Origin of the sequence: Streptomyces sp. HPF1205, assembly GCF_020400825.1 — a bacterium.
Classification (GTDB): domain Bacteria; phylum Actinomycetota; class Actinomycetes; order Streptomycetales; family Streptomycetaceae; genus Actinacidiphila.
On record NZ_JAINVH010000012.1, the window covers coordinates 1 to 19,268 of the forward strand.

The 19,268-nt window shown below is 73.8% G+C and carries 15 protein-coding genes and 3 pseudogenes; 8 read left to right on the plus strand and 10 right to left on the minus strand.

Annotated elements, in window-relative coordinates:
* The 5 genes and pseudogenes from K7G61_RS15615 to K7G61_RS15635 all read right to left on the minus strand — a co-directional run.
* A partial coding sequence (locus tag K7G61_RS15615; RefSeq protein ID WP_225847436.1) for an alpha-L-arabinofuranosidase occupies positions 1-1,710 on the minus strand: 1,710 nt, incomplete at its 3' end.
* Positions 1,711-2,798: 1,088 nt separating this feature from the next.
* Positions 2,799-3,062 (minus strand): annotated as a pseudogene (locus K7G61_RS15620) (B3/4 domain-containing protein); the annotation flags it as partial.
* 305 nt (positions 3,063-3,367) lie between these two features.
* Positions 3,368-3,697 (minus strand): annotated as a pseudogene (locus K7G61_RS15625) (hypothetical protein); the annotation flags it as partial.
* Positions 3,698-4,142: 445 nt separating this feature from the next.
* Positions 4,143-4,886: a phosphoribosylanthranilate isomerase gene (locus K7G61_RS15630; RefSeq protein ID WP_225847439.1), complete on the minus strand. Its 744-nt coding sequence runs from the start codon at positions 4,884-4,886 to the stop codon at positions 4,143-4,145.
* Positions 4,887-4,976: 90 nt separating this feature from the next.
* Positions 4,977-5,123 (minus strand): hypothetical protein, encoded by a 147-nt coding sequence (locus K7G61_RS15635; protein ID WP_225847440.1) that lies wholly within the window; start codon positions 5,121-5,123, stop codon positions 4,977-4,979.
* Between the two features lie 105 nt (positions 5,124-5,228).
* Here K7G61_RS15635 and K7G61_RS15640 point away from each other — a divergent pair, with 105 nt between their 5' ends.
* A complete protein-coding gene (locus tag K7G61_RS15640) occupies positions 5,229-6,029 on the plus strand; it encodes a maleylpyruvate isomerase family mycothiol-dependent enzyme (RefSeq protein WP_225847441.1) in 801 nt (266 codons plus the stop codon).
* Between the two features lie 572 nt (positions 6,030-6,601).
* Here the strand turns inward: K7G61_RS15640 and K7G61_RS15645 are convergent.
* Together K7G61_RS15645 and K7G61_RS15650 are read right to left on the minus strand one after the other, a co-directional pair.
* A complete protein-coding gene (locus tag K7G61_RS15645) occupies positions 6,602-8,428 on the minus strand; it encodes a chloride channel protein (protein ID WP_374204141.1) in 1,827 nt (608 codons plus the stop codon).
* A complete protein-coding gene (locus tag K7G61_RS15650; RefSeq protein WP_225847442.1) occupies positions 8,425-8,913 on the minus strand; it encodes a MarR family winged helix-turn-helix transcriptional regulator in 489 nt (162 codons plus the stop codon). The genes K7G61_RS15645 and K7G61_RS15650 overlap by 4 nt, the downstream gene beginning before the upstream one ends.
* A gap of 124 nt (positions 8,914-9,037) precedes the next feature.
* Between K7G61_RS15650 and K7G61_RS15655 the strand changes: the two genes are divergently transcribed.
* From K7G61_RS15655 to K7G61_RS15680, 6 genes and pseudogenes are all read left to right on the plus strand, one after another.
* Positions 9,038-9,457 carry a helix-turn-helix domain-containing protein gene (locus K7G61_RS15655; RefSeq protein WP_225847443.1) on the plus strand — a complete coding sequence of 140 codons (420 nt, stop codon included), beginning with the start codon at positions 9,038-9,040 and terminating at the stop codon, positions 9,455-9,457.
* A 10-nt stretch (positions 9,458-9,467) separates the two neighbouring features.
* Positions 9,468-9,884, plus strand: a complete 417-nt coding sequence (locus tag K7G61_RS15660) for a VOC family protein (RefSeq protein ID WP_225847444.1) — start codon at positions 9,468-9,470, stop codon at positions 9,882-9,884.
* Between the two features lie 286 nt (positions 9,885-10,170).
* On the plus strand, positions 10,171-11,199 hold the full coding sequence (gene tdh / locus K7G61_RS15665; RefSeq protein ID WP_225847445.1) for an L-threonine 3-dehydrogenase: 1,029 nt from the start codon (positions 10,171-10,173) through the stop codon (positions 11,197-11,199).
* A 98-nt stretch (positions 11,200-11,297) separates the two neighbouring features.
* Positions 11,298-12,491: a glycine C-acetyltransferase gene (locus K7G61_RS15670; protein ID WP_225847446.1), complete on the plus strand. Its 1,194-nt coding sequence runs from the start codon at positions 11,298-11,300 to the stop codon at positions 12,489-12,491.
* 90 nt (positions 12,492-12,581) lie between these two features.
* A pseudogene (locus tag K7G61_RS15675) lies at positions 12,582-13,475 on the plus strand (LysR family transcriptional regulator); the annotation flags it as partial.
* Positions 13,476-13,804: 329 nt separating this feature from the next.
* Positions 13,805-15,001 carry an epoxide hydrolase family protein gene (locus K7G61_RS15680; protein WP_225847447.1) on the plus strand — a complete coding sequence of 399 codons (1,197 nt, stop codon included), beginning with the start codon at positions 13,805-13,807 and terminating at the stop codon, positions 14,999-15,001.
* A 43-nt stretch (positions 15,002-15,044) separates the two neighbouring features.
* Here the strand turns inward: K7G61_RS15680 and K7G61_RS15685 are convergent, their stop codons facing one another.
* The 3 genes from K7G61_RS15685 to K7G61_RS15695 form a co-directional block, all read right to left on the minus strand.
* Positions 15,045-15,437 (minus strand): YrdB family protein, encoded by a 393-nt coding sequence (locus tag K7G61_RS15685; protein WP_225847448.1) that lies wholly within the window; start codon positions 15,435-15,437, stop codon positions 15,045-15,047.
* Positions 15,438-15,613: 176 nt separating this feature from the next.
* A complete protein-coding gene (gene gap, locus K7G61_RS15690; protein WP_225847449.1) occupies positions 15,614-16,612 on the minus strand; it encodes a type I glyceraldehyde-3-phosphate dehydrogenase in 999 nt (332 codons plus the stop codon).
* 104 nt (positions 16,613-16,716) lie between these two features.
* On the minus strand, positions 16,717-17,673 hold the full coding sequence (locus K7G61_RS15695) for a GlxA family transcriptional regulator (RefSeq protein WP_225847450.1): 957 nt from the start codon (positions 17,671-17,673) through the stop codon (positions 16,717-16,719).
* A 314-nt stretch (positions 17,674-17,987) separates the two neighbouring features.
* Here K7G61_RS15695 and K7G61_RS15700 point away from each other — a divergent pair, with 314 nt between their 5' ends.
* Complete coding sequence (locus K7G61_RS15700) at positions 17,988-19,139, plus strand: aromatic ring-hydroxylating dioxygenase subunit alpha (protein WP_225847451.1); 1,152 nt, start codon at positions 17,988-17,990, stop codon at positions 19,137-19,139.
* Positions 19,140-19,268: the final 129 nt, after the last annotated feature.

Below are 19,268 nucleotides of genomic sequence, written 5' to 3' on the forward strand. Positions count from 1 at the left end.
GCCCGTGTTGGTGACGGTGATGTCGGCGGTGAGGCCGCCCTGCCACTCGTTCTTGGTGTACGTGACCTTGCAGGCGCCCGAGCCGGTCCCGCCGGTCGTCCCGCCGGTCGTGGTCCCGCCTGTCGTCGTACCGCCGGTCGTGGTGCCGCCTGTGGTCGTTCCGCCGGTGGTGGTTCCGCCGGTGGTGGTCCCGCCCGTGGTGGTGCCGCCGGTTGTGGTGCCACCCGTGGTCGTTCCGCCCGTGGTGGTCCCGCCGGTTGTCGTCCCGCTGCCCGCGTGCAGTTGCACGACCACGACGGAGTAGGCCGGCACGGTCTGGCTGGTCGAGCTGCCGGTCGTGGCCGAGGTGATCGAGGTGGCGTTCTTGGCGTAGGTGTAGACGGTCGGGGCGGCGGAGGACGGGGTGAAGTTGCTGTAGTTCAGCGAGACGGTGGCCGCGTTGTTGGGATCCTTGTTGATGAGCATGACGTCGACGTCGCCGTTGGCCTTCTTGACCGCGTGCGCGCTGAGCAGGGAGGTGGAGCTGCTCGCCTTGACCAGGCTGTCACCGGCGGCGCCGAGCTTGCTGACCATCTCGGTGCCGTAGTACGGGGCGAAGGGCGTGTTGAGCGCCGGTTCGCAGGAGGCCCCGCTGGACAGGACGCCGTAGTCGTTGTAGTCGCTGGCGCCGTCGACCGTGGTGACCTTGCTGCAGTCGGTGCCGTTGTGCAGGGCCCACCAGTTGATGGAGAACGCGCCGTTCTCCATCCAGGTCAGGTACTCGTCCGGCGCGAACAGGCCGCTGGGCGCGGTGTCGTAGTAGGAGTTGCCGTTGGCCTCGGTGACCGCGATGCCCACGTTCGCCGCGTTGCTGCCGGCGTACTGCTTGATCAGCGAGTGCAGCGTGTTCGCCATGCCGGGGATCTCGGCCTGCGGCTTGCCCAGCATGTCGGCTTCGCCGTTGTTGTTCGGGTAGTGGTGCACGATCACGAAGTCGATCTTCGAGCCGGCGATGGACAGCACGGTGTGGTTCCAGTCGGCCGTGTCACCGGACCCGGTGAGGCCGTCGGGCCAGTTGCCCGGGGTGGTCAGAACGGCGCCGACCTTGATGGTGGGGTCGACGGCCTTCATCGCCGAGATGTACTGCACCAGGTTGTTGGCGTAGGTCGTGGCGCTGTGGCTGGAGTGGTGGTCGGTCTCCCAGGAGGAGCCGTACTCGCCGTTGCCGTAGACCTCGTTGCCGACCTCCCAGTACTTGACGCCGTAGCCCTTGGTCACGTTGGCGTACTTGACCCAGTCCGCGGCTTCCTGCGCCGTGCCGGTGCCGTAGTTGGCGGTGATGATCGGCTGCGCGTGCGCGGCCTTCACCGTGGCCATGTAGGTGTCGAAGTCGGTGTTGGGCGCGACGTAGCCGCCCTCGGTGGTGTTGGTCTGCCAGTGGTAGATGTCGGAGTACGAACCCCCGGGGTAGCGGACCGAGCCGAACCCGGCGGTGCTGATCAGACCGGGCATGGCCGAGCCGTTCATGTTCCCGTCGTACACGGCGACGTTCGTGCCGACGCCTGTGGCCGGGATCGTCGCCAGCTTCTGGCCTGCGTCGACCGAGACGCTCGCGCTGGTCGCGGCCGAGGCGCCCGACATGGCGGCCGTGCTCGCGCCGACGACGGCGAGGAGCACCGCCGCGGCGCAGGCGAGCGGACGATGCCGAAGGAAGTGAGCTGATCTGCGCATGGGGCCCTTCCGGGAGCTGTCATGTGGGTGTGCGGGAGTCCGCCGTACGGCTGACTCCCGGGGAACTGGGTCGGGCGACGGGTCGCGGGTCGCGGGCGGCGGCGCGTCCGTACCGGCGCCCGCCGATCGGCGGGCGCGTGCGTACGGCAGCGGTGACGGACCCGAGCCGGGGCAGGGGTGCCGGGACCGGGACTGCGCGCGCTCGCACCCGGCGACGGACGCGTGGCAGGGGTGTTCGGGGCTGGGTGCCGCGAGCCGGGCCGCCGGGGCGCCGCCGTCCGGAAGCGGGCGTGGCGCCGCCCGGCTCACCGCGCCGGCGCGCGCCTCAACGGCGTACGCGGGCCACGGTCGGGGCCTGTTTTTCGAAGCGCTTCAACAGCTGCGAGATTGGGGCGTTCACGCAGTCTCCTTGCGGGTGTGGGGGGGTGACGAGCAAGGGTGGTGCGAGGGTGATGAGCGCAGGCAGCCCGAACGCGCAGATGCCGGTCTGCGGTTGCGGGCGGCTCGGTTCCGACTGCCGCAGGCTGCACCACCGTTCGGCCCCTGTCAACCCTCGGCGTCAATGGTGTCAGGTGAATCGCTTCCGTGCCCTCGCGGGCATGCTGTCGGTGATCGCCCGTCAACACGGTCGTTGACGCGGGTCGGGGCAGTCTGCTTGTCTCGATCCTCGCGCCGTTCAGCTTCCCGACTGCCGGATCGGGCGCCGCGCCGGAGCCCCGGCCGCACCGGCCGGACAGGGGCGGTGGCGCACCTCGTCACGGATCGCCTGTCGCGTACGGGACGACCGCCGCCGTCCCGCTCGCCCGCCTTCCCTCACCCGTTCCACCGGACGGCGACGGCGCCCCGGGGGCATGACGGCGATCCCCGGGGGCCGGGCGCTCGTCGTCCGTCGGTACGGACGACCGGGTCTCCCCGGGGACCCTGCGCCGCCGCTCTCGTGTTCCTCCGGCACGCGACCCCGCGGCGGCATGAGCCGCCGCCGCGGGGTCAGGGAAGTGGCGCCGGGTCGGTGAGGAGAGCGGCGGCGCGGGCCGGAGCCCGGGCCACGGAGGCCGCGTCGATGCCGAGGACGACGCACCCCAGCAGGATCACCCGCTCGTGTCGTGGGTGACCCGCTGGTGCACGCCGTCGCGGTGGTCGAGGAGCGACAGGACCCGCACGTCGTCGGCCAGGACGAGCCTGCCGGGATCCAGCCGCACGGACTCGTCCGCCCCCAGGGCGAGGAATTCCTCGCCTCCCTGGCTGGAGGTCAGCCGCACCTGCCCGGTCACCCGGTCCGCGTCGAACACGCCGAGCGCCGCCAGGTCGGCGACGGCGACGGCGTTGACCGCGTCCACCACCGGGTTGACGTGCGGCCAGGCGCCGGCTGGCTTGTTTGAGCAGCCCCCGGTCGATCAGCGCCTGGACCGACGGCGGGAAGCGGTCGGGGTCCACGCCGATCTCCTTGGAGAAGGCGCGGTACGCGGCCACCCGCGGATGGTCACGGATCTGTGCCCGGCTCCGGCCGTGCCACAGCTCGTGCTGAACGAGCCAGAGCCGGTCGGCGGCCTGCGCCGGCCGGCGCCGACCTCGACGGTGACGGTCGGCACCTCCACCCCCGGCAGGGCCGCCGACCCTGCCACGGGGACGGGCCGCGGCCGGGGCTCGGGCCTGTCCGTCATCTCACCGGCTCCCTGAACACGACGTGGTCCCCGATCCGCAGGTCCGCGGTCTCGGCCGTGACCAGCCGCTGCGTCTCGATGAGGATGTTGTAGTGGTTCGGGGCGTGGCACTCGTCGAATCCGGCCACCACGCCGAGCAGCTTGCCGCCGAACCACACCTCGTCGCCGCGCTCGACGACCGCGGCGGCCTGGAAGCTCACGAAGCCGAGGAAGCCGACGGCGTCGATCCGCTGCCCGGGCACGGACGGACGCTCGGTGGTGCTGACCAGTCCGTGCACCTCGCCCGCCCGCACACAGCGCGAGGACCACGGGGACAGTGTCATGCCCCGGTCGTCCGAGCCGTTCGGCCTCGCGGGTCAGCTCCGTCAGCCGGCGCAGCGACCCCGCGGCCCAGGCCCGCTCCGGCCGGCCGTCGCCCGGGTAGGACATCACCCGCAGCCCCCGCGCGCCCAGGGCGTGCGCGGCGGCGGCCGAGCCGGCCAGGACGGCGAGTTCGGCGTCGAAGTCCTCGGCGACCGTACGCGACCAGTCGCCGATCGGGGTGTCCACGACGGGTGCGGTGAGCCCCGCTTCGGCCAGCGGCCCGGGCCCGCCGCATTTCCCGCGCCCGCGGGAATTCGGCCGGACACGATTGTGTCGCCCGCGAAGTTGCCGCCGGAGTTCCTCTTCTGCCGCCGGAGCGGCGCACCGGTATTGCCGGTGCCGGGCGCGGTGACCCGGCCGGTGGCCGGGGAAATCGCCTGCCCCCGAAATGCCGGGCCGGCGCCGAGGTCAGTGCGCGCGGGCGGGGCCGGTACGCCCCTTGGCGCGGGCGACGAAGTCGGCGATCAGCCGGTGGTCCTTCACCCCGCGCTCCGCCTCGACGCCGCTGGAGACGTCCACTCCCCACGGCCGGGCCGCCGCGATCGCGTGGGCCACGTTGTGCGGCGTGAGCCCGCCGGCCAGCATCCAGCGGCCGGCCGGCGGCGCCTCCCGCAGCGCCGACCAGTCCCAGCTCGCGCCCGACCCCGGCTCGGGCGAGTCGAGGATCAGCAGGTCCTCGCCGTGGCTCCCGCAGGAGATGGAGCCGCCGGGCGCGGTGACGGACACGGCGGCGGCGGAGGCAGCGTCAGAAGCGGCAGCATCGGCAGCGGAGGCGGAGGCGGCGGAGAACGCGGAGGCGGAGGCGGAGGCGGCGGCGGACGCGGCGGAGGTGGCCCGTACCAGGACCAGCCCGCCGTCGCCGGCCGCTGCCTCCCGCAGTTCGGCGAACGCCCGCGGCGCGTGGTCGCCGTGCAACTGCACCGCCGCCACCCCCGCCGCCCGGACCTGCCGCAGCACGAGGTCCAGCGGCTCGTCACGGAAGACGGCAACGGTCAGCACGCCCTCGGGCACGAGCGCGACAAGGCCGCGCACCTGCTCCGGGGCGACCCGGCGGGGGCTGGCGGTGAGCACGAACCCCACCGCGTCGGCGCCCGCCTCCACCGCGGCCGCCACGTCGGCGGGCGTGCGCAGGCCGCAGATCTTCACGTACACGAGGGATACCTCCAAGGAACACGTCGCCCGTCGCGGGCAACGGTACGGGTGCGGGCGCCGTCCGTGCGGGCGGGGCGGCGCCCCGCCGGGTCACGCGCGGCCGTCGGCCGCCGCCGCGGGGACCGCCACGGCGGGCGGGCGCGGTCCGGCCGGCGGCGCGGGCGCGACCTCGGCCCGCCGTACCGCCCGGGAGAACAGGAACAGCGCGGCGCCGGTCGGCAGGCCGGCGGCGGTCACCGCCAGGGCCGCCCGCGGACCCAGCCCCCCGGCCGCGACCCCCGGCCGACCGGCGACCGTGTAAATCGCTGTCCGGTCACCGGAGCACGGTGATAGACACCCGGCGTGGAAAAGAATCTCGAGTTCCCCGACCTGCTACGACTGATCGATGAACGGTCGGCCGCGTTCCGTGCCGCGGTCGCCGCCGCGCCCAGTCTCGACGCACAGGTGCCGACCTGCCCCGACTGGACGCTGTTCGATCTGGTGAAGCACCTGGGTGGGGGAGACCGTTTCTGGGCCGCCATCGTCGCCGCGGGACCCGCCGACGCTCCTGCGGCCGAGGCCGGCGCCGCCCGCGCCGCTCTGGAAGTGCCGCGCGAGCGTGAGGCTTTGCTGCCCTGGCTGGCCGCGTCGACGCAGCTTCTGCTCAGCGCCTTGCGCGAGGCAGGACCGGAGAGCGGTTGCTGGACGTGGTGGCCCGCGTCGCAGTCACCGCGGACCTCCGGCGGTGTCGCCCGGCACCGGGCCCAGGAGAGCGCGGTGCACGCGTACGACGCCCAGCTCACGGGGGGTGCCCCGCAGCCGCTGCCGGTCGAGGTGGCACTCGACGGTGTGGAGGAGTTCCTGTTCACCGTCTGCGGAACGCCGAGTGCCTGGCCGCACAAGCCCACGGCCTTCGACTTCCACGCCGTCGAGGGCCGCTCCTGGCGCCTCACGGTCGACGGCGACGGCGCACGCTCCGCCCGCATCCCCGCGCCCACTGCCGCGACCGGACAGGACTCGGACGCGGCCGGCGCCTCCGTCCATGGCACGGCCGGTGAGTTGGTCCTCTACCTGTACGACCGTATTCCGGCCGACTCCCTGCGCGTTGACGGAGACGCGGGGCTGCTCGACCTGCTCCGCGCCTGGGAGCCGGAGGAGAAGTAGGACGCGACGGGGGCGGCCCGGCGGCCGCGCTTCGTGCACGGCTTCCACACCGTCGTCCTGGGCTCGGCCCCTGAGCCCGGACCGCTCGGTCGAAGGCCGGCCGCCGCAGCAGCGCCGGCGGCAGCATCGCCCGGTCCCCGCGCCGCCGCTCGACCGGAACCAGCGCGGCGAGCGCCGCCACGGCCACGACCGCGACCGCGACCGCGGCCGCGACGACCGGCGCCGACCCCGCGCCCGAACGCCCGCCCTGGATGAACGCGTACGTCAGCGCTGGCAGCACGCCGGGCAGGTCGCGGCCCGCGTCCCGGGGCGACCTGCTCTCCCGGACGACCGCCCCGGCCCAGGCCAGGGCGAGCAGCACGATCGGCACGTTGAGCAGGAAGACCGCCCGCCCGCCCGCCGAGGCCGTCGGCCGGCGCCCCGCCCCAGCAGCGGCCCCGCGGGCAGGGCCGGACCGCCGATCCCGGCCCACACGCCGATGGCCTTCGCCCGCGCGGCCGCGTCGGGGAAGGCGCGGCCGACGATCGCCGGCGGCCCGCGCAATCCCGCGGCCGGACGACGAGGGACGCGGGCTACCGCCGGACGCGGTTCCCGGTGCGGCGCGCGACCGCCGGGATGACGGTCACGATGTCGGGCGACGGCAGGATGCGCTGGCGGTGGTGCTCCTCGGTCAGGTCGTGCAGGCGCGCGTGGAGCAGGTCGGGCAGGGTGATCAGGCCGACCACGCGCCGCTCGTCGTCCAGGACCGGGGCACTGCTGAGCCGGTGTTCGGCGAACAGGTAGGCGACCTCGCGCAGCGTCTGGTGGGGACGCACGGCGGCCACGAGCGGGCGGGCGGCGTGCGCCGCGCGCAGCGGCCGTACGACCGAGGCGGTGTGCTCGCGCAGCCTGCGCAGCGAGGTGACGCCGACCGGTCCGCCGCGGCCGATCACCGGGTAGTGGGCCTGGCGGCGGCCGGCCGGGTCGCGTTCGAGCCGGGCCAGGAGTTCCTCGTCCACCTCGTCGTCCGCGGCCAGTGTCACCGGCGCGGGCCGCATGACCTCGTGCACGAAGAAGGTCTCCAGCGGGTCGGTGGAGTACTCGCGGGTCAGGTGCAGGCCGCGGCGGGCGATCTTCTCGGTGAGCACCGAGCGCCTGAGGACCAGCGCGGACAGCGCGTAGGCGGCCGTGGAGGAGATCAGCAGCGGCAGCAGCGCGCCCCAGGCGTGGGTGAGTTCCAGGGTGAACACCACTCCGGTGAGCGGGGAGCGCATCACCCCGCCGACGACGGCCGCCAGCCCGCACATCGCCCAGAAACCGGGGACGACCCGGGGGAAGAGCATGCCCTCCCAGGCGCCGAGCGCGCCGCCGATCATGAACACCGGGGCGAGGACGCCGCCGGAGGTGCCCGAGCCGAGCGACAGGGCCCAGATCAGCGTCTTCACCACGAGGATGCCGACGATCAGCGAGAGCGTGGCGCGGCCGGTGAGCAGTTGGCCGATCACGTCGTAGCCGACGCCCAGGGCGCGGGGCTCGGCCAGGCCGCCCAGACCGATCACGGCCCCGCCGATGGCCGGCCACCACATCCAGTGGACCGGGAGCTTCGAGAAGCCGTCCTCGGCGCGGTAGACCAGCCAGGTCGCACCGACGGCGAGGGCCCCGCCGGTCAGCCCGGTGACGGTGGCCAGCGCCTCGGCCGCCGCGCCCACGTGCAGACCGGTGACGGGGACGGGGAAGACGGGGGCCGTGCCCAGCAGGAACCCGCGGCACACGGTGGCCACCGCGACGGACGCGGCCACGGGCACGAAGCTGCGCGGCCGCCATTCGAACAGCAGGAGCTCGACCGCCAGCAGCACCGCCGCCAGCGGGGAGTCGAACGTCGCCGCCATGCCCGCGGCGGCGCCGGCCACCAGCAGCGTCTTGCGTTCGTCGGCGGTCAGGCGCAGGAACTGCGCGAGCATCGAACCTATCGCGCCGCCGGTCATGATGATCGGGCCCTCGGCGCCGAACGGGCCGCCGGTGCCTATGCTGACCGCGGCCGAGACCGGCTTGAGCAGCGCCACCTTCGGGGACACCTTGCTGCCGCCGGTCAGGATCGCCTCGATCGCCTCGGGCATGCCGTGCCCGCGGATCTTCTCCGAGCCGTACCGGGCCATCAGCCCGACCACCAGTCCGCCGGCGACGGGCGCGCCGAGCACCAGCCACCACGGGTGGTGGACCCCGCCGGGAGCGGTGAGCGAGGCGTTCCAGCGCTGGTAGAACACCAGGTTGGTGACCAGCCCGATCAGCCGCAGCAGCGCCAGCGCGGCCACGGCGCCCGCGCCGCCCACCGGCAGCGACCACAGGGTGACCTTGAGCATGCGCGGGCGGACGGTGAAGTCGCCCAGGTGAGCGGCCCCGTGCGCCGCCTTCCCGGTCACAGCGGCACCGGCCCGGGCAGTTCGGCCGCGTACGCCTCTCCGACCACCTCGTGGAACCGCGCGAGCGCCCGCACGCCCTGCGCGCGCAAGACGGGGTCGATGCGCGACAGGATGCGGCCGAACTCCTCGCGCCGCCAGGCCAGGACGCGTTCCACCAGCGCGGCTCCCCGCGCGCTCAGCTCCAGGGTGACCACGCTGCGGTGGTGCGGGTCGCCGCCGCGCGTCACATGTCCCGAGGCGGCCAGCCGGTCGGCCAGCCGGGTGACCGAGGAGGCGCCCATGCCGAGGGTGTGCGCGACCTTGGAGGACGGGCAGCGCCCCAGGTCGCGCAACGCCAGGAGCACCCGCATCTGCGGGAGCGAGACACCTTCGCCTGCCGCGTCCAAGCTGTGCAGCGCCACACCGACCAGGTCCCGTGCGGCGCGCTGGAACGCCTGGATCTCCTCGTCCGTGGGGGCCCGGCCCCCGCTCGCGTTATTCACCATGGCCGAAGTATTGCAGAAGGCAACACTTGTCGAAGGGTAGTGTTTGGGGCGCAAAGAAGCGCTGGGGGCTCGGCGCGCCGCGTGAGGGGCCCCGTCCGGTCCGGCGCTGTGGGATGGTGGTTGCGTGACTTTGGAGGACCTCGTCCGGCTGCGCCGGGCCCGTGACCTGATGGACCGCGACTACGCCCAGCCGCTGGACGTCCCCGCGCTGGCGCGCGTCGCCGTGATGTCGTCGGGCCACTTCTCCCGCAGCTTCCGCGCCGCCTTCGGGGAGACGCCCTACAGCTACCTCATGACCCGCCGGATCGAGCGGGCCAAGGCGCTGCTGCGGCGCGGCGACCTGACGGTCACCGAGGTGTGCTTCGCGGTCGGCTGCACCTCGCTGGGATCCTTCAGCTCCCGGTTCACCGAGCTGGTCGGTGAGAGCCCGAGCGCCTACCGGGCCCGCCGCCATGACGCGGGCGCCGCGATCCCGGCCTGCGTCGCCAAGATCCACACCCGTCCGTCGCGCAACGGCCGGGCGGAATCCGCTTCCCGCCCGTAGCGTGGCAGGCATGGAGATCAGGCTTCAGCAGTGCTTCATCGCCGTCGACGACCACGACAAGGCGCTCGCGTTCTACCGGGACGTGCTCGGCATGGAAGTGCGCAACGACGTGCAGTTCGAGGGGATGCGCTGGGTGACGGTGAGCTCGCCGTCCCAGCCCGACGTGGAGATCGTCCTCGAACCGCCCCTCGCGGACCCGAACGCCTCGCCCGCCGACCGGCAGGCCATGGCGGAGCTCCTCGCCAAGGGCATGCTGCGCGGTGTCATCTTCAGGACCGACGACTGCGACGCCACCTTCGAGCGCATCCGCGCCGCGGGCGGCGAGGTGCTCCAGGAGCCGATCGACCAGCCGTACGGCGTGCGCGACTGCGCCTTCCGCGACCCCGCCGGGAACCTCCTGCGCTTCAACCAGTCCCGCACCCGCTGACGCCGCCTCCCCTTTCCTGTTTCGGGTTTCCCGCCCGCCGGCGGTTCGCCGTCCGCCCGCCGATGCTCCGCCGTCCGCCCGCCGGCGGTCCGCCTCCCCGTTCCCGCCCGGGTCTGAAGGAAAACTGCGGCCCCGCTTAAGAAATGCTCGATGGACCGGGGGCGGCATCCTGCGGCAGATTGCTGGCGTCGGCAGCCGGGAACGTACCGGCCGCGGCCGGGTGACCGCCGCGAGGCGCGCTTCGGCCCGCCCTGCCGCGGTGGCGCGGACGACAGGAGCCGGGACGTTGCAGGCGTTGGTCAAGGACAAGGCGGAGCCGGGACTCGCGCTCGCCGAGGTGCCCGAGCCGGTCATCGGCCCCGGCGACGTACTCATCAAAGTGCTGCGCACCGGCATCTGCGGCACCGACCTGCACATACGCGCCTGGGACGGATGGGCGCGGCAGGCGGTGCGGACGCCCCTGGTGGTCGGGCACGAGTTCGTCGGCGAGGTCGTCGACACCGGCCGGGACGTCACCGACATCAAGCCCGGCGACCGGGTCAGCGGCGAAGGCCACCTGGTCTGCGGCAAGTGCCGCAACTGCCTGGCCGGGCGCCGCCACCTGTGCCGCGCGACGGTCGGCCTCGGCGTCGGCCGCGACGGTGCCTTCGCCGAGTACGTGGCCCTGCCCGCCTCGAACGTGTGGGTGCACCGGGTGCCGGTCGACCTGGACGTGGCCGCCATCTTCGACCCGTTCGGCAACGCCGTGCACACAGCCCTGGCCTTCCCCCTGGTCGGCGAGGACGTCCTGATCACCGGCGCCGGCCCGATCGGCCTGATGGCCGCCGCGGTGGCCCGCCACGCCGGCGCCCGCAACGTCGTGATCACCGACATCAGCGAGCAGCGGCTGGAACTGGCCCGCAAGGTCGGCGTCAGCCTGGCACTGAACGTGACCGGCGCGACGATCGCCGACGGCCAGCGCGAACTGGGCCTGCGCGAGGGCTTCGACATCGGCCTGGAGATGTCCGGCCACCCCGACGCACTGCGCGACATGGTCGCCAACATGACGCACGGCGGCCGGATCGCCATGCTCGGCCTGCCCACCCAGGAGTTCCCGGTCGACTGGGCACGGATCGTCACATCGATGATCACCATCAAGGGGATCTACGGCCGCGAGATGTTCGAGACCTGGTACGCCATGTCGGTGCTGCTGGAGGGCGGCCTCGACCTCGCGCCCGTGATCACGGGCCGCTACGGCTTCCGCGACTACGAGGCCGCCTTCGACGACGCCGCGAGCGGCCAGGGCGGCAAGATCGTCCTCGACTGGACCGCCTGACCGCCGCCCCGTCCGCAAGAACCCACGCAAGAACCCACGCAAGCACCCCACGCAAGCAACTGGCGCGAGCGACCCACGCCTCGAAAGGCAGGACCGACATGTTCGACTCCGTACGCGACGACCTGCGGGCCGGCCTGGAGGACATCCGCGCGGCCGGGCTGTACAAGCCCGAGCGCGTGATCGGCACCCCGCAGTCCGCGACGGTGGCCGTGACCGCCGGCGGCCGCCCCGGCGAGGTCCTCAACTTCTGTGCGAACAACTACCTGGGCCTGGCCGACCACCCCGAGGTGGTCGCCGCCGCCCACGCCGGCCTGGAGCGCTGGGGCTACGGCATGGCGTCGGTGCGCTTCATCTGCGGCACCCAGGAGGTCCACAAGGAACTGGAGTCCCGCCTGTCGGCGTTCCTCGGTCAGGAGGACACGATCCTGTACTCCTCCTGCTTCGACGCCAACGGCGGGGTCTTCGAGACACTGCTCGACGAGCGGGACGCGGTCGTCTCCGACGCGCTCAACCACGCGTCGATCATCGACGGCATCCGCCTGTCCAAGGCACGCCGCCTGCGCTACGCCAACCGCGACATGGCCGAGCTGGAGACCAGGCTCAAGGAGTGCCAGGACGCCCGGCGCCGCCTGATCGTAACCGACGGCGTGTTCTCCATGGACGGCTACGTGGCGCCGCTGCGCGAGATCTGCGACCTCGCCGACCGCTACGACGCCATGGTCATGGTCGACGACTCGCACGCGGTCGGCTTCGTCGGACCCACCGGCCGCGGCACCCCGGAGCTGCACGGCGTCATGGACCGCGTCGACATCGTCACCGGCACCCTGGGCAAGGCCCTCGGCGGCGCCTCCGGCGGCTACGTGGCCGCCCGCGCCGAGATCGTCGCCCTGCTGCGGCAGCGCTCGCGCCCGTACCTGTTCTCCAACACGCTCGCTCCCGTCATCGCCGCCGCCTCGCTGAAGGTCCTCGACCTGCTGGAGTCCGCGGGCGACCTGCGCGAGAAACTCGCCGCGAACACCGCGCTGTTCCGCCGAAGGATGGCCGCGGAGGGCTTCGACGTCCTGCCCGGCGACCACCCCATCGCGCCGGTCATGATCGGCGACGCCGCCGAGGCCGGCCGCATGGCGGAGCTGCTGCTCGACCAGGGGGTGTACGTGATCGGCTTCTCGTACCCGGTCGTGCCGCACGGCAAGGCCCGCATCCGCGTCCAGCTGTCGGCCGCCCACTCCACGGACGACGTCAACCGGGCGGTGGACGCCTTCGTCGCCGCACGGGCCCGCCTGGCGAACTGACGGCGGCGGGGGATCGGCGGGGGACCGGCGGCGGGGCGGGCGGCGGGGCGGGCGACCGGGCCGCCGTACCCGTCTGGGACAATCGTCCGCATGATCGACGCACGGCGGCTGCACATCCTGCGTGCGGTGGCCGACCACCGCACCGTGACGGCCGCGGCCGCGGCGCTCTACCTCACCCCCTCCGCGGTCTCCCAGCAGCTCACCGCGCTGGAACAGGAGACCGGCCACCGGCTGGTCGAGCGCGGCGCGCGCGGGGTGCGGCTCACGGCGGCCGGCGAGATCCTGCTCGACCACACGCACGCGGTGCTCGCCCAACTGGAACGCGCGGAGGCCGAACTCGCCGCCTACGGCACGGGCGAGGCCGGCACGGTCACGGTCGCGTCGTTCGCCACCGGCATCGGCCTGGTTCTCGCCCCCGCCCTCGCCCGCCTCGCGCGGACCGCGCCCGGCATCCGGCTGAAGGTCCGCGATGCCGAGGGCGACGCCAGCCTGCCGATGGTGCTGGGCCGCCAGGTCGACATCGCGGTCGCGGTCGAGTACCGCGGCGCGCCCGGCGCCGGCGACCCGCGCCTGACGCATGTCCCGCTGTACGCCGAGCCCTTCGACGCGGTGCTGCCGGTCGCGCACGGGCTCGCGGGCCAGTCACGGGTGGCCCTGTCGGGACTCGCCGAGGACGAGTGGATCGGCCCGTACCCCGGCAACCCGTGTCACGACGTCGTCGTGCTGGCCTGCGAGCACGCCGGGTTCCAGCCGCGTGTCGAGCACTCCTCCGACGACTTCCGTGCCGTCGTCGCCCTCGCCTCGGCGGGCGCGGGCGTGGCCCTGGTGCCGCGCTCGGCCCTGGCCGGCGTGGACCTGGCCGACGTGGTCGTCCGCCCCGTCGACGGCGTCGCCCCCACCCGCCGTGTCTTCGCGGCCGTCCGCCGCGGGGCCGAGGAACACCCGCTGATCCGCCCGGTGCTCGACGCTCTGCGAGAGGCGGCCCCGGTACGCACGGCCGTGTCCGGAACGGGCGTCCCGGGAGCCGGCGTCTCGGGAGCAAGCCTGCCGGAAGCGGGCGTGCCCGGTGATGTGCTGTCCGAAGCAGGCGTGCCCGGTGATGTCCTGTCCGGCGACGGCGGTCCCGCCGTGGTCGCTCCCGCCGGGGGCCCGCCCGCGGGCCGGCACTCCTGACCCGGGCCAGGAGCGACGGGACGGGGTGCCGCTCGGCCGGTGGCGCCTCGCCGCGCGGCCGGCGACCGAGCGTCCCCGCCGGCCGGGAGGCGGAGCGTCGGGCACGGCGGGGCGCGGTGCCCGACGGTAGGGTTCGTGGCATGCCGGAAGCCCCGCTCCGCCCCGTGCCGTTCGCCGCGCGGACCGGTCCCGCCGCCCTGGAGGACCTGCGGGCGCGGCTGCGCGCGACCCGCTGGCCGGACGCGCCCGAGGACGCCGGGTGGTCCCTCGGGACGGACCTCGCGTACCTGCGTGAGCTCGTCGCCTACTGGGCCGACGGGTTCGACTGGCCTGCGCAGGAGGAGACGCTCGGACGGCTCCCGCGCTTCCGGGTCCGGCTCGGCGGGCTGGGGATCCACTTCGCGCACGTCCGGGCGGCCGGTCCCGCCGGAGTCGCCATGCCGCTGGTCCTCAGCCACGGCTGGCCCGACTCGTTCTGGCGGTACGCGAAGGTCGTCCCGCTGCTCACCGACCCCGGCGCGCACGGCGCCGACCCCGCCGACGCGTTCGACGTGGTCGTTCCCGACATGCCGGGCTACGGGTACTCCGACCGCCCTACCGGGCGGCCGCTGGACTCCATCGCCGTCGCCGGGCTGTGGGCCGAACTCATGAGCGTCCTCGGCTACGAGCGGTTCGGCGCGGCGGGCGGCGACATCGGCAGCCACGTCAGCCGCTACCTCGCGCTCGACCACCCCGACCGGGTCGTGGCCGTCCACCGCACCGACGCGGGCGTACCCGTCTTCACCGGTGACCCGGCCGACCTCGCGCCCGAGGAGAGGGCCCTGCTGGACGACGTCGCGGCCTGGGGCGCCGCGGAGGGCGCGTACGCGGCCGTGCACCGCACCAAGCCGCAGACCGCCGCCGTCGGCCTCACCGACTCCCCGGCCGGGCTCGCCGCGTGGATCGTGGAGAAGCTCCGCGCGTGGAGCGACTGCGGCGGCGACATCGAACGCAGCTTCACCAAGGACGAGATCCTCACCAACGTCACGATCTACTGGCTCACCGGCACCATCGCCTCCTCCATGCGGATGTACGGCGCGAACGGCGCGATCGCACCCGCGCAGCTCGCCCGCAGGGTCGAGGTGCCGTCCGGGTTCTCGCTCTTCCCCGGCGACCTCGTCCGCCCGCCCCGGGCCTGGCTGGAACGCACCACGAACCTCGTGCGGCTGACCGAACCGCCGCGCGGCGGCCACTTCGCGCCCTTCGAGGAGCCCGAGCTCTACGCACAGGAGTTGCGCGACTTCTTCCGCCCCTTCCGCACCGCCTGGGCACAGGCGCGGGCAGAGGCACCGGCGTAGGCCCCGGCGGGCCGGCCGAACGCGGGCGGCGGACCGCCGCCGGTCAGGACGCGACCGGGGTCCTGCCGCGGAACGTCTCCGCCGCGGCCGTGTTGGCCACCACGACGACCGCCATGGCGACGGCGGCGGCGGGATGCCCCACCCCGTACAGCGCCGCCGCACCGCCGCCCAGCACCACCGCCTTGACGAGGAGCACCAGCGGCAGCCCCGGCCGCAGCCGGGCCCTGGGCGCGGCGAACAACGCCCACAGCACGATGGCCGCCAGCGGCGCTCCCAGGCCGAGCAGGACCCGCGCGAGCAGCCCGTGGCCGGTGGCGAATCCCCACCATCCCAAGGCCGCCAGCGCGGCCAGTTCGAGGAGGAACGCCAGGAACTCGTTGGCGGCGAACCACGGCCGGCCGTCGATCACGACCGGGGTTCGCGGGTCTGTCGGCATGGCGCTCGTCCCGGTCCTCTCCGCAGGATGGTGCGTGGGTACGGCGTGCGGCCGAGCCGCACGCGTCGCATGATCGCGACGGGCCCCTGTATACCGCATCCTTGCCCCGGGCGTCCGCCCGGCGGGAAAGACGTGAGAGGGCGGCCGCCGGGCCGCCCTCCTTGCCTGCGCGCAGGTCAGTGCGCGGCGAGCAGTTCCAGCGTGTCGACGACGCGGTTCGAGAAGCCCCACTCGTTGTCGTACCAGGCGACGACCTTGACGTGGCGCCCGTCGACGCGGGTCAGCGCCGAGTCGAAGATCGACGAGGCCGGGTTGCCGGTGATGTCGGACGACACCAGGGCGTCCTGCGAGTACTCCAGGATCCCGGCCAGCGGTCCCTGCGCGGCCGCGCGGTAGGCCTCCAGCACCTCGTCGCGCGTCACGTCCCGGGCGACGGTGGTGTTGAGCTCGACGATCGAGCCCACCGGCACCGGCACGCGGATCGAGTCGCCCGACAGCTTGCCGTCGAGGTTCGGCAGCACGAGGCCGATCGCCTTGGCGGCGCCCGTCGTGGTCGGCACGATGTTGACGGCGGCGGCGCGGGCGCGGCGGGCGTCGCGGTGCGGGCCGTCCTGCAGGTTCTGCTCCTGCGTGTAGGCGTGCACGGTCGTCATGAAGCCGTGCTCGATCCCGGCCAGTTCGTCGAGCACGAAGGCCAGCGGCGCGAGCGCGTTGGTCGTGCAGGACGCGTTGGACACGACGGTGTGCCGGGCCGGGTCGTACGCGTCGGTGTTGACGCCGAGGGCGAGCGTGACGTCGGCCCCGTCCGACGGCGCGCTGACCAGCACCTTCCGCGCACCCGCGGCCAGGTGGGCGCGGGCGGCCTTGGCCGAGGTGAAGCGGCCGGTCGACTCCAGCGCGATGTCCACGCCCAGGTCGGCCCACGGCAGCCGGCCCGGCTCGCGCTCGGCGAGCACCTTGATGCGCCGGCCGTCCACCACCAGGGTGTCCCCCTCGGCGCTCACCGGGCGGCCGAGCCGGCCGGCGGTGGTGTCGAAGGCGAGCAGCCGCGCGAGGGCGGCCGGCTCGGTGAGGTCGTTGACGGCCACGACCTCCAGGTCGCTGCCGCGTTCCAGCATGGCGCGCAGGACATTGCGTCCGATGCGGCCGAATCCGTTGATGGCGATGCGAGTCATGAGTTGTGTCCCTTCGTTCGCCACCAGGTTCGCCCGAGGCGGCGGCGCGCGGCCCCGGCGAGAGCGCCATGGTTCGCAAGGATCGCGCCACGCCCGGCGGGCCGCTACTCGCCCTTGGTGAAGGTCCGCCGGTACTCGCTGGGCGTGGTGCCCAGCAGGCGCTGGAAGTGCAGCCGCAGATTCGTGCCCGTGCCCAGACCGACGTCGGCGGCGATCCGCTCGACGCTGCGCCCGGAGCGCTCCAGCAGCTCACGCGCCAGGTCGACCCGGGCACGCATCACCCACTGCATCGGGGTGTACCCGGTGTCCTCCACGAAGCGCCGGGAGAACGTGCGCGGCGACACCGCCGCGTGCCTGGCCAGCAGTTGCAGCGTCAGGGGCTCCCCGAGCCGGTGCAGCGCCCACTCCCGGGTGGCGGCGAACCGCTCGCCGAGCGGTTCCGGCACGCTGCGCGGCACGTACTGGGCCTGGCCGCCGCTGCGGTACGGGGCCGCGACCAGGCGCCGGGCCGCGTGGTTCGACGCGGCCACCCCGAGGTCGGCGCGCAGGATGTGCAGGCACAGGTCGATTCCCGAGGCCGCCCCCGCCGACGAGAGCACACCGCCCTCGTCCACGAACAGGACGTTCTCGTCGACGCGTACCAGCGGGTGCTTCGCCGCGAGCGCCCGCGTGTAGTGCCAGTGCGTCGTCGCCCGCCTGCCGTCCAGCAGTCCGGTGGCGGCGAGCGCGAACGCCCCGGTGGAGATGGCCGCCAGCCGCGCGCCCCGCGCGTGCGCGGCGACCAGCGCGTCCACCACGGCGGGCGGCGGATCCTCGCGGTCGGGGAACCGGTAGCCGGGGATGAAGACGAGTTCGGCCCAGGCCAGCGCGTCCAGGCCGTGGGCGACGTGGTACGACAGCCCGTCGCCGCCGGTCACGAGCCCGGCGGCCGCACCGCACACCCGCACCTCGTACGGCATGCTCGCGCGCGTGCTGAAGACCTGCGCGGGGATGCCGACGTCGAGGGGCTTGGCTCCTTCGAGGACGAGGACGGCGACGCGATGCAGACGGGAGGCGGCCACGGGACCACGGTACGTGCGGTCGGGGGCGCGTTGCCGGGCCGGGCGGGCCGAAGCCGCACCCGAGGCCGACGGCGGTCCGCCGGCCCCGGCACACCGACGGGACGAGGAGCACCGACGGAGCGAGCAGCACCGGACGACCGGCGAACCCGGCCGGCCGGAGTGCCTCGCGTTCGGGCCGGAATGTCACTCGATCGCGCCGGGGAAACGGCGCTGCATGTGATCGGCCCGACACGGCGTGGTAGATGTCGGAATACCGACGCGCGCCTTTTTCCGGCGCCACGGTCCCGCATGTTCCTGCGCAAGGGAGAAACCGCATGCCCGAGACACAGCCAGCCGCGGACGGAACGGTTGTGGCCGGGCGGACCGGCGAACTCGGCCTTCCCCGCGACGAGCCTTCCGTGCCCGACCTCCGCCGTATCGGGATCGACCCGGATTTCTGGTATCCCGTCGCCCTGTCCGGGGACGTGAAGGCGAACAAGACGCGCGCCACCGCGTTCGCGGGCGAGCGGATCGTTCTGTACCGCGGCGCGAGCGGCAGCGTGCAGGCCCTGGAGGACCGGTGCGCCCACCGCCAGGTGCCGCTGAGCAAAGGCGTCGTGGAGGGCGACACGCTCCGCTGCTGCTACCACGCCTGGGCCTACCGCGGGAACGGCCGGATCTCGCAGATCCCCTATCTGCCCAAAGGCGTCGACCGGCCGCCGCGCGGGGTGCGCGCCTACCCCGTCCGCGAGGAATACGGCCTGGTCTTCGTCTTTCCCGGTGACCCGGGGAAGGCGGAAACGACTCCGCTGCCCGCGCTGCCGCTGTACGCCTCCCGCGCACACCGGACGATGACCTTCTCGCGGATCGTGCGGTGCCACTACTCGTTCATGCACGAAAATCTGCTCGACATGAACCACCAGTTCCTGCACCGCGGCATTCTCGGTACCATCCAGCCCGAACTGCTCGGGTACGACGCGGGTCCGAATTCCGTGGAGGCCCGCTACCTCTTCAGCCATGCCGGGGGGAAGAAGGACCGCGGCGCCGGCCTGCTCGCCGCCGAGAAAATGGGCGGTGGCGATTCCCCCGACGCCGTGACCATCCGCACCGAATACCCCTACCAGGTGCTCCAGTTGGTCCGTGAGGAGGGCGAAGCCCCCACCTTCTCCCTGTGGGCCGCCTACGTGCCGGCGGACGCCGAGCAGCGCACCTGCCACGTCTACGGCCTCCTGATGATCCGCAAGCCGCCGGTCCCGGGGGCGCTCGGCCTCGCCTGGCCGTTCATCCGCCGCTTCACCGAGCGGGTGTTCGCCGAGGACCGGATGGTGGTCGAGGCCGAGCAGCGCGCCTGGGACGAGCAGGGCGAGGACTGGAACAACGAGGTCTTCCCGCTCATCCTCGACGTCCGGAAAATGCTGCGCGCCAACGGCGTCCCCCTGGCGCCGCAATCCGTGCTGTGCCGGTTCGGGACGGCCGCCACCCACTGAGCGGCGCCGGGCGGCGGGCGCGCCGGGCGCGTGAAGCCGAACCGGACCCCCTCCCGGTGACTCCTTCTTTTCTTGCGCGACGAAAAGAAGTATGGGATGGTCTGTGGTGCGGCACCAACTCAGGTGCGG